Below are 9,740 nucleotides of genomic sequence, written 5' to 3' on the forward strand. Positions count from 1 at the left end.
GACCTTCGATGAGCCCGATCACGACCGACACCCACGTTGCTGACCTCGTGCTCCAGCAGCCGAGCAGAGCGCGCGTGTTCGAGCGCTTCGGCATCGACTACTGCTGTGGCGGCAAGACGCCGCTCGAGACCGCCTGCGCCGACCGCGGCGTCGACGTCGAAACGGTGCTCGCGGCGCTCGACGAGCCCCTCGCCACGGAGGCGGACGACATCGACTGGACGAGCGTCCCCGTCGCCGACCTCTGCGCCCACGTCGTCGGCCATCATCACGCCTACCTGCGCGAGGAGCTGCCGCCGCTTCGCCTGCTCGTCGACAAGGTCGCACAGGCCCACGGCGACACGCATCCCGAGCTGCGCGAGGTACAGGTGATCTTCCACGCGACCGCGGACGATCTCGAGCAGCACATGGTCAAGGAAGAGCAGGTCCTATTCCCCGCCTGCGTGGCGCTCGAGCAGGGCTCCTCGAGCGGCTTCCCCTTCGGATCCGTCGAGAACCCGATCCGGATGATGCTGCACGAGCACGACGAGGTCGCAACCGGCCTCGCCGGACTGCGCGCGGCGACCAACGGCTACGAGCCGCCTGCGGACGCCTGCAACTCGTACCGCGCCATGCTCGACCGGCTCGCCCGGCTCGAGGCCGACACGCACCGCCACGTGCACGAGGAGAACAACATCCTCTTCCCGCGGGCGATCGCGCTCGAGGCGCATCCCGGGTAACGCATGTCTCACCGCGGGACATTCCGCGCGACGTGAGACGTGGCACGTCACCTGGCGCTCACCTTGCAGCAGGCCCGCCTGCGCACATCCGAGCGGGAGGCGCTGGCGCGCGCCCTGGCGCTGCACTCGATCACCGGCGTGGCGTCGGCACGGCCGCTCGGCAACGTTCGTGCGTATCCTGCGACGCTCACGCTCGTCCCGTCGAGCCTCGTCGACGACGCGCTCGAGTTCACGGCGGCAGGGCACGTGCCGTCGCTCGCGAATCGCTCCCGGACAGGGGACGCCGGCGTGCGCATCGAGATCCAGGATGAGGTCATCGGCGTCTCGCCCGAGCAGCAGCGACGGATCTTCGCCGTGTTCGAGCGGCTGTCCACGGGAGGATGGCCTGCCCGGGAACCGTGGTGGGACTCGCGGGCGTCGAGAAGGGCATCGAGCGGATGGGCGGCGTCGTCGGCGTCGAGTCGGCACCGGGCCAGGGCAGCACATTCTGGTTCGAGCAGCCGGTGGCGTAGTCGGGGGAGGCTCTGGTCGAGCACGAGCCGATAACGCTCGTCGAGGACGACACGAACGACGTCCTGCTCCTGCAACCGGCCCGCCGCAAGGAGCAGCTTGCCAACCACTCCACGTCGTCGGCGACGGCGAGCGGGCGTTCGCCCACCTGCCTGGCGACGTCATCCACGCCGACCGCGACGCGCACCCGCTACCGGTGCTCGTCTTGCTCGACCTCGCGCTGTCGCGCCTGAGCGGCCACGAGGTGCTCGCGGGGCTGCGCGCCCAGCCGGGCAGGGCCGCGTGCGCGTCGCGGCGTCCACGTCGTCGCGGGAGAGCGCCGACGCGAGCAGGACGTTCGAGCGGGGCGCGAGCGCCTATCGCGTCGAGCCGATCGACACGGTCGCGCTGTACGAGATGGTACGCTCGCTCGACTTCTACCGCCTCGAGCACAGCGAGCGGTCCGGCCTCGTGTGAGCACGTTCCGCGCCCTCATCGCCGACGACGACCCCGACGACCGGATGCTCGCCCTTCGCGAGCTGCGGAAGGAGTGGCCCGACGCCGAGGCATTCGAGGTGTGCGACGCCGCCGGGCTCGAGGAGGCGCTGTCGGGGCCCCAGCCTCAGCTCGTCGTGACGGACTCAAGCCTGCGCTTCACGGACGGGTTGTCGATCCTGCGGGACGTCCGTGCCCGCTGGCCCGACGTCCCGGTGGTGATGCTGACGGGCACGGGGTCGGCGGAGGTCGCCGTCGAGGCGCTGAAGAGCGGTCTCGACGACTACGTGCTGAAGCACCACGTCTCCCGCCTCGGTGCCTCGGTGCGTGGGGTCGTCGACCGCCGTGCGCGCGAGCTCGAGGCGCGGACGGCGCTCGCCGAGAGCGAGGAGCGGTTCCGCGCGCTCGCCGACTCCTCGTCGCTCCTGATCTGGATCACCGATGCGGACAACCGCGTCACCTTCGTCAACCGTGGCTGGCTCGACTTCACGGGTCGCACGCTCGAGCAGGAGCTGGGATTCGGCTGGTTGGAGGGCGTGCATCCCGACGAGCGCGATGCGGTTGCGCGGCAGGTGCTCGAGTACGAGCGGTCAGGGCGTCCGTATGCGCTGCGGTACCGGATCCTCGACGCGGCCGGCGAGTACCGCACGCTCGTCGACTCGGGCTCGCCCAGGCTGGCCGCCGACGGCACGCTCCTCGGCTACGCGGGCACCTCGCTCGACATCACCGACCAGCTGCGGGCCGAGAGCGCCCGCGTCGAGGCGGAGGTGCTGCTGACGACGGCGCTCGAGGCGGCGCCCGTCGGACTCGGTTTCGTCGACCGCGACCTCCGCTACGTCCGCGTTAACGAGGCGCTCGCCGAGTTCCACGGGAGCCCCGTCGACGCGCACCTGGGACGGAAGGCGGGCCAGATCCTGGAGCCGCTCGGGCTCGACCTCGACGCCGTCTACCGCAGGGTGCTGGACACGGGCGTGAGTGTGCACGACGTCGACATCGAGACGGCGGTGGCTGGTGCACGGCGCAGGTTCCGCGCCGGCTACCACCCCGTCCGCGTCCACGACGAGATCGTCGGCGTCGCCGTCGTTGCCGTCGAGACGACCGAGCGCGACCTGCTCGAAGCGCAGCTGCTGCAGGCGCAGAAGCTCGAGGCGGTCGGGCGTCTCGCCGCCGGGCTCGCGCACGACTTCAACAACCTGCTCGGCGTCATCGACGGCTATGCCTCGCTCATCGCCGAGGCGCTGCCCGAGGGCGACGAGCGGCGCGCCCAGGCGCTCGAGATCTCCCGCGCCAGCATGCGCGGTGCCGACCTGACGCGCAGCCTGCTCGTGTTCAGCCGCCAGAAGGTCGTGGCCGAGCGCGACATCGATCTGTGCAGGCTCGTCGCCGAGCTGGCGCGCATGCTCGAGCGGCTCGTGCCCGACGACGTCGAGCTGACGATCGACCTGGGCGACGAGCCCGCGGTCGTCTGCGCGGACGCCGGCCGCCTCGAGCAGGTGATCGTCAACCTCGTCGTCAACGCCGTCGACGCGATCCGCGCTGGGGGCCGCATCAGCGTCCGCGTCCGGCCGCGCGGGCAGGACGTCGTGCTCGAGGTCGAGGACACCGGCGTCGGCATCGCCGAGGAGGCGCTGCCGCTGCTGTTCGAGCCGTTCTTCACGACGAAGGAGCAGGGGACGGGTCTCGGCCTGTCGACCGCGTACGGCATCGTCAAGCAGGCGGGCGGGCAACTCCACGTGACCTCGACGGTCGGGGCAGGATCGACGTTCACCGTGCTGCTCCCGCGCGTCGACCGCCCCGCTGCCACACCCCTCGACGAGGTTGCCGTGCGAGAGCCGCTCGGCGCGAGAGGCGGCGGCGAGACGATCCTGGTGGCGGAGGACAACGACCTGCTTCGCCGCCTCATCCGATCGGTGCTCGAGCAGGCCGGTTTCACCGTCGTCACGGTCGAGGACGGCGCGAAAGCGCTCGAGGCGATCCTCGAGCACGGCCCTCCCGCCGCCGTCGTCGCCGACGTCGAGATGCCCGGAATGGGCGGGATCGAGCTCGCCCGCCGCCTCGACCGCCTTCACCCGCACGTGCGCGTGCTCCTGATGAGCGGCTACACCGCTGCCGACGAGATCCATCATCTCGCGAAGCGCGACTTCCTGCAGAAGCCGTTCACGCCCGCCGATCTCGTGGCGCGGGTGCGCGAGCTGCTCGACCGCTGAGCCGGCAGCCGGAAAAACGGGGGACGCAGGCCGGCGGCACCGCTGTCGACAATCCGGATATCGCCATGATCGTGCCGGAACCCCCCATTCAGGAAGCGGATCGTGCTCCGCGCAGGCGGTTCGGGCATGCCCGCGTCCTGATCGTCGACGACGACGATCTCCTCGCCCGGCTGTTCCGCGCCATCCTCGGGGGCGAAGGGCACGCGTGCACGGTGGCCGGCTCGGTCGAGGCCGCGCGCCTGCGGCTCGGCGAGTGCGCGTTCGAGCTCGTGCTCTGCGACGTCAACCTCGGCGGCGATTCGGGGCTCGATCTCGCACGGTGGATATGCGAGCGGTATCCCGAGACCTCGGTCGTGATGGTGAGCGGCCGCGACGAGCCGGAGATCTGGAGCGCGGCGCTCGATCTCGGCGCCGTCGGCTACCTGACGAAGCCGATCCAGCGCAGCGCCCTGCTCATCGCGGTTGCGAACACGCTTCACCGCAGGCAGCTCGAGGCCGAGCTGCGCCGGCACCGGGAGGAGCTCGAGGAGACGGTGAAGGAGCGCACCGCCGAGCTCGAGCGCGCCCGCGCCGACGTGGAGCTCACCTACGAGGAGACGGTGCGGCGGCTCGCGCTGGCGGCGGAGTTCCGCGACCGGGAAACGGGAGACCACGTCGAGCGCATGGGCAGGCTCTGCGCGCTCCTCGCCGGCGCGCTGGGTCTGCCCGCTGACGCGTGCGAGCGCCTTCGCCTCGCAAGCCTCCTGCACGACGTCGGAAAGATCGGGATTCCGGATGCGATCCTCGGCAAGCCGGGGCCGCTCACGGCCGAGGAATGGGATGTGATCCGCCGCCACCCGGAGATGGGCCACCGCCTGCTCGGCGGCTCGCGGTCGGCGCTGCTCGATCTCGCTGCCACGGTCGCCTACACCCATCACGAGCGCCTCGACGGCAGCGGCTACCCGCGCGGGCTCGCGGGTGACGAGATCCCGCTCGCGGGGCGGATCGCCGCCGTCGCAGACGTGCTGGACGCTCTCACGAGCCCCCGCGTCTACAAGGTGGCCCAGCCGTTCGAGCACGCGCTCGCAACGCTGGAGGAGGGCAGAGGAACGCTGTACGACCCGGACGTCCTCGACGCGCTGCAGCGCGAGATCGTGCGCGTGAGAGCCGTTCTCGGAGACCCCCGCCGCATGCCCGCCGTGCGAGGCTGACGCGCGGCAGGGCCGTGGGAGTTGCGCGCGCCCGCAGGCCGCTCTACGCTGCGTCGGGCGCTCTCTGTCTCGGGAGGGGAGGCGAAATCGACACGGCGTCTCATTCGGTGCTCGTCGTCGAGGACGATGCGATCGTACGCACGTGGGTGCGGCTCGCCCTCGCGGGCGGCGATTTTCGCATCGCCGGCGAGACCGGCTCCGCCACGGAGGCCGAGGAGCTGCTCGGGCGCCGGGCGGTCGACGTGCTCCTCGTCGACCAGCATCTGCCCGATCGTCTCGGCAGCGACCTCGTCAAGAGCCTGAGGCGGGCGGGCATGGCCTGCCCTGCGGTGCTGATGACGGCGAGCCCGCAGCGAGGGCTCAACGAGGTCGCGATCGAGGCAGGCGCGCAGGCGAGCGTCGTCAAGTCATCCGACCCGAAGCGGCTCCGGGTCGTGCTGCGAGGCGTGCTGGCAGGCCACCGCATCTTCGACCCGGCGCACCCGAAGCGGCCCACGGGCGAGGCGCGGCTGACGCCGCGGGAGCGCGGGGTGATTGCGCTCGTCGCCGCCGGCCGCACGAACAGGGAGGCCGCGGCTGTGCTCGGCGTCTCCGACGAGACCGTCAAGACACTGCTGGAGCGCGCGTACACGAAGCTCGGCGCGCGCAGGCGCGCGGAGGCGGTGCTGGAGGCGCGGGCGCGGGGCCTCATCTGACGCCTGCGTGGGCTCTCGCCGCCCTCGGCGGCCGGCCCCTGAACGGACACCGGGCGCTGGTCTCCGATCCGGAGCGCCTTGCCGCGCTCCGTCGCACCGGCCTGCTCGACACCGCGCCGGAGACGGCTTTCGACCGGCTGACCGCCCTCGCGGCTCGTCTCAGCGCTCGCCCGTCGGACTCGTGTCGCTGGTCGACGAGCACTGGCTCTTCTTCAAGAGCGCGACCGGTCTGCCGGAGCCGTGGTCGACGCTGCGGCAGGCGCCGCTGTCGCACATGTTCTGCCGATAGATCCTGCTCGGCGGCCCGTTCGGCGTCGAGGAGGCCCGCGACGTGCCGTTCCTGCGCGTCAGCCCGGCGATCACCGATCTGCGCATGGTCGCCTATCTGGGGGTGCCGCTGACCAGTCGGGAGAGGCTGCCGATCGGGTCGCTGTGCGTGGCCGGCGGCGAGCCGGCGCCGCCACGAGCCTGATCGAGCGGCGGACGGAGAGCAGTAGCCGCGCAGCCGCGACGGAGCGCCGCACGATGCCTCGAGCGGGCAGCGGCCGAGGGCGGCGCGGCGAGCTGGCCGGGCGCCCGCGTGCAGCCGGCGGCTCCGAGCCGTTTCTGAGGGGCGCGCTGAGCAAGGCGGTGGCACGGGCCGGCGCCGGCCTCGACAGCGCTCTCGGATCGCACTATCGGGTCGCCGGCGCCCGCCGACCGTGCCCGTGCCGGCACGTCCGCGAACCCGCCGGCCCCGTGCTCGGCGTGAGCTAGACTCCGGCCCGAGGGCGGTTAGCTCAGTTGGGAGAGCACCAGCTCGACAAGCTGGGGGTCACTGGTTCGAGCCCAGTACCGCCCATTCAAAGAGGCCTGCAAAGCAGGCCTCTTTGTTTTCAGCGCAGGCTCCCTATTGGAGGCCAGTGCCTGAACAGTGCCTGTGATTTTCGGCCCGCTTCGCACAGTCTGCGGCACCGCAGTCGAAGCGGGGTCGACAAGCTGGGAATCTCGATACGAGCCCAAGTACCACGCATAAAGGATCCGCAGAGGGCCTTCGGCTCATAAACCGGAGGTCGCAGGTTCAAATCCTGCCCACTCGACAAGCTGGTGGTCACTGGCTCGAGCCGAGTACGGCCCACCATGGAAAGGGCAGCAAAGCGGGCGGCGCCGGAGGCGGCTTCCGAGGCCCATTGACTCAAGGCATGTCTCGGGTGGAAGCTTCGAGCTGCGATGCCCGAGGTCGTGAATATCCCTCTCGCCGACTTTCTTCTGGACAGCGGCAACCCTCGTCTCGTAGAGACAAAGGAGTCGCAGCAGGAGACGGCCCTCGCGCTCGCTCAGCAACAGGGCGACAACCTCATCCGCCTTGCGACTGACATCGTTGACCAGGGGCTCGACCCAACGACACTCCCGGCCGTCGTCGCGACGGCAGACCGCCAGAAGCGCTACAAGGTCGTGGAGGGTAACCGGCGAATCCTTGCGCTTCGGGCGCTAGAGACACCCTCCCTGGTCACGGCGGCTCTCTCGCCGACGTCAGCCCGGAAGCTAGTACAGCTCTCCGCCAGATACGAGCAGGCGCCTCTCGACAATGTGCCGTGCGTTCTCTTCGAGAACGAGGAGGAGGCCCAACACTGGGTTGAACTTCGCCACACCGGCCAGAACCAGGGTGTCGGTCTCGTCGAGTGGGGTGCTGAAGAGAAGGATCGCTACAACGCGCGGCACGCGGGCACGCGCCGGCCAGCTGGGCAAGTCCTCGACTTCGTTGAGAGGCACGGGAGGCTTAGCGCGGAGGCGAATGCGTCGAATCGGCGGATCATTACGACGCTCCAGCGCATGCTCAACACTGCGTCCGTCAGGGAGGCGCTCGGAATCGACATTCTCAACGGTAAGGTCATCGCGCTGTATCCGACATCGGAGCTTGCGCGGTCACTGAGTCGGCTCGTGGAGGATCTGAAGCTGAACCTTCAGGTGCCCGACCTGTACCACCTTCCGCAGCGTGAGGCGTATGTCAAAGCGCTACCAATCAGCGTGAAGCCACGCAAGTCGAAGATGCTGAAGACGCCGACGTTCATCGACAACCTGACTGCCGGCGAGCCGTCTTCGGCGCCGGCTCAGCCGTCGAAGCGAAGACGGAGGGTGCAGCCGACGCGGACCACGGTGATTCCGCGATCTTCAACGCTTGATGTGAAGCCGCCTCGCATCAACGCCATCTACAACGAGCTCTCCACCATGAACGTCGAGCAGTATCCGAACGGGTGCTCGGTAATGACGCGGGTCTTCATCGAGCTGAGCGTAGATCACTACATCACCGAGAAGAAGCTCCTGACAGAGAAGCAGATGAGAGAGTCACCGTTGGCGAAGCGACTCAAGACGATTGTCGCGAAGCTTGAGAAGAGCGGCGAGATCCCGGCCAAGCTTGCGCGGGCGGTGGAGGCGATCGCAGACAACCAGCGGAGCGCCGTCGGCGCGTCGGTGTTCTCAATGAATCAGTACGTCCACAACGAGTTCGTCTATCCGAAGTCGCACGATCTATATGCCACATGGGACGAGATCGCCCCGCTCATGGAGAAGCTGTGGCCGTAGCGGCGGACCAACGCTACCCCTCCCCGCTCAGGTACCCCGGCGGGAAAGGGAAGATCGCGAACTACATCAAGCTGGTCATCCTCGACAACGACCTGGTGGGCTGCGAGTACGTCGAGCCATACGCCGGAGGGGCGAGCATCGCTCTCTCACTTTTGTTCGAGGAGTACGCCGATCGAATTCACATCAACGACATCAACCGCGGCGTGTTTGCCTTCTGGGACACCGCTCTCCGGAATCCGGACGAGCTCTGCCGTCGGATCCAATCGGTACCACTGGACGTCACGGAGTGGCTGCGCCAACGGGCGATCCAACGCGATCCGAACGCCGATCCCGTCGATCTAGGGTTCGCGACGTTCTATCTCAACCGCACCTCTCGCTCCGGGATCATCGGTGGCGGCGTCATCGGGGGTCTGGACCAGTCTGGCCACTGGAAGATTGACGCGCGCTTCAACCGAGGGCAACTGATTAGGCGGCTCCAGCGGATAGGACGCTTCGCGAGTCGCATCACCTTGACGTCTCACGACGCCGCCCAATACCTCACGGAGGTCCTTCCTGGTCTTGAGCGTCCGTTCGTCTACCTCGACCCGCCGTACTACACGAACGGAGCGAAGCTTTACGAGAACTGGTACGCGGCAGACGACCACGCGGCGATCGCGGCGACCGTCCGCCGTCTAGGGGTGCCTTGGATTGTCTCGTATGACGCCGTCCCCGAAGTGGCCGAGCTGTACACCAGCTTTGCACGAATCGGGTATGAGCTCCACTACAGCGCCGCGATCGGGAACCTCTCCGGCTCGGAGCTCATGTTCTTCAGCCCCGGCCTTGTCGCACCTTCTGTCGCGTCCCCCGCCGGTGTGCGGTCGAAAGTCGTAGATCAGGCACGCCTCGCCGGCTGACCGCGTCCACTGCCAGTTCCGGGTCGAGGCCGAGTGGAGCACCCTGGGATTCTCAGAGGCTTCGAATGCAGCTGTGCGAATGCTCTGACGAGGAGGGAGTGATCGCCCGTCACCGCCCGAGCTAGCCATCTCGAAGACCAACGGCAGTTAGCTGATGTTCGAAGGTCATCAACCCTCGGTCATTCCTGCGGAACGATCAGATCCTCGTCGCTCGCTTGGGCCCTGGCGTTGGCGATCTCGCGGTAGCGCTGGACGCGCGTCGTGAAGATCTCGTCGATCTGGTGGTCTGAGAAGGCGAGATGGCGGAGTAGCACCATCTCGATGACTGTTTGGAGCTGCGCCGTCAGCACATAGAGAAGGACGCCGCGAGTAGCGTCCCAGCTTGTGGTGTACGAGCCGGTTGAGATTCTTTCCGCCGCTGCTGTGGAGCGCGAGCCGTAGGCGAGCGCGGAGCAGTTGCGGCGGGTCGGGGTGGTAGCTGACCACCGTGTCA

General features: G+C 68.7%; 10 protein-coding genes and 1 tRNA gene. 10 read left to right on the forward strand and 1 reads right to left on the reverse strand.

What is annotated here, in order from left to right; genetic code table 11:
- Nucleotides 1–8: 8 nt before the first annotated feature.
- The 10 genes from ric to Gocc_RS14370 all read left to right on the forward strand — a co-directional run bounded on the left by ric (nt 9) and on the right by Gocc_RS14370 (nt 9,247).
- Nucleotides 9–716 (forward strand): iron-sulfur cluster repair di-iron protein, encoded by a 708-nt coding sequence (gene ric / locus Gocc_RS14320; protein WP_114797249.1) that lies wholly within the window; start codon nt 9–11, stop codon nt 714–716.
- A gap of 398 nt (nt 717–1,114) precedes the next feature.
- On the forward strand, nt 1,115–1,228 hold the full coding sequence (locus tag Gocc_RS17015; protein ID WP_340148102.1) for an ATP-binding protein: 114 nt from the start codon (nt 1,115–1,117) through the stop codon (nt 1,226–1,228).
- 280 nt (nt 1,229–1,508) lie between these two features.
- Nucleotides 1,509–1,682 (forward strand): response regulator, encoded by a 174-nt coding sequence (locus Gocc_RS16405; RefSeq protein WP_181813718.1) that lies wholly within the window; start codon nt 1,509–1,511, stop codon nt 1,680–1,682.
- Nucleotides 1,679–3,907 carry a hybrid sensor histidine kinase/response regulator gene (locus Gocc_RS14335; RefSeq protein WP_114797252.1) on the forward strand — a complete coding sequence of 743 codons (2,229 nt, stop codon included), beginning with the start codon at nt 1,679–1,681 and terminating at the stop codon, nt 3,905–3,907. Before Gocc_RS16405 ends, Gocc_RS14335 begins: the two co-directional genes overlap by 4 nt.
- Nucleotides 3,908–3,972: 65 nt before the next feature.
- Nucleotides 3,973–5,097, forward strand: coding sequence for an HD domain-containing phosphohydrolase (locus tag Gocc_RS14340; RefSeq protein WP_114797253.1), 1,125 nt, complete (start codon nt 3,973–3,975; stop codon nt 5,095–5,097).
- Between the two features lie 107 nt (nt 5,098–5,204).
- A complete protein-coding gene (locus Gocc_RS14345; protein WP_147281325.1) occupies nt 5,205–5,792 on the forward strand; it encodes a response regulator transcription factor in 588 nt (195 codons plus the stop codon).
- 331 nt (nt 5,793–6,123) lie between these two features.
- Nucleotides 6,124–6,264: a hypothetical protein gene (locus tag Gocc_RS16410; protein WP_181813719.1), complete on the forward strand. Its 141-nt coding sequence runs from the start codon at nt 6,124–6,126 to the stop codon at nt 6,262–6,264.
- 296 nt (nt 6,265–6,560) lie between these two features.
- Nucleotides 6,561–6,633: transfer RNA gene (locus tag Gocc_RS14360), tRNA-Val, on the forward strand.
- Nucleotides 6,634–7,001: 368 nt separating this feature from the next.
- Nucleotides 7,002–8,354, forward strand: a complete 1,353-nt coding sequence (locus Gocc_RS14365; RefSeq protein ID WP_114797257.1) for a hypothetical protein — start codon at nt 7,002–7,004, stop codon at nt 8,352–8,354.
- Nucleotides 8,345–9,247, forward strand: coding sequence for a DNA adenine methylase (locus tag Gocc_RS14370; protein WP_220150651.1), 903 nt, complete (start codon nt 8,345–8,347; stop codon nt 9,245–9,247). The genes Gocc_RS14365 and Gocc_RS14370 overlap by 10 nt, the downstream gene beginning before the upstream one ends.
- Before the next feature lie 179 nt (nt 9,248–9,426).
- Here the strand turns inward: Gocc_RS14370 and Gocc_RS16615 are convergent.
- The coding region (locus Gocc_RS16615; protein WP_220150652.1) for a hypothetical protein at nt 9,427–9,740 on the reverse strand (314 nt) is incomplete at its 5' end.

Source organism: Gaiella occulta (assembly GCF_003351045.1).
GTDB lineage: Bacteria > Actinomycetota > Thermoleophilia > Gaiellales > Gaiellaceae > Gaiella > Gaiella occulta.

Coding starts and splice junctions, on each gene's coding strand:
- Gocc_RS14365 (WP_114797257.1), top strand. CDS start 7,002: ATGCCCGAGGTCGTGAATATCCCTCTCGCCGACTTTCTTCTGGACAGC.
- Gocc_RS14340 (WP_114797253.1), top strand. CDS start 3,973: ATGATCGTGCCGGAACCCCCCATTCAGGAAGCGGATCGTGCTCCGCGC.
- ric (WP_114797249.1), top strand. CDS start 9: ATGAGCCCGATCACGACCGACACCCACGTTGCTGACCTCGTGCTCCAG.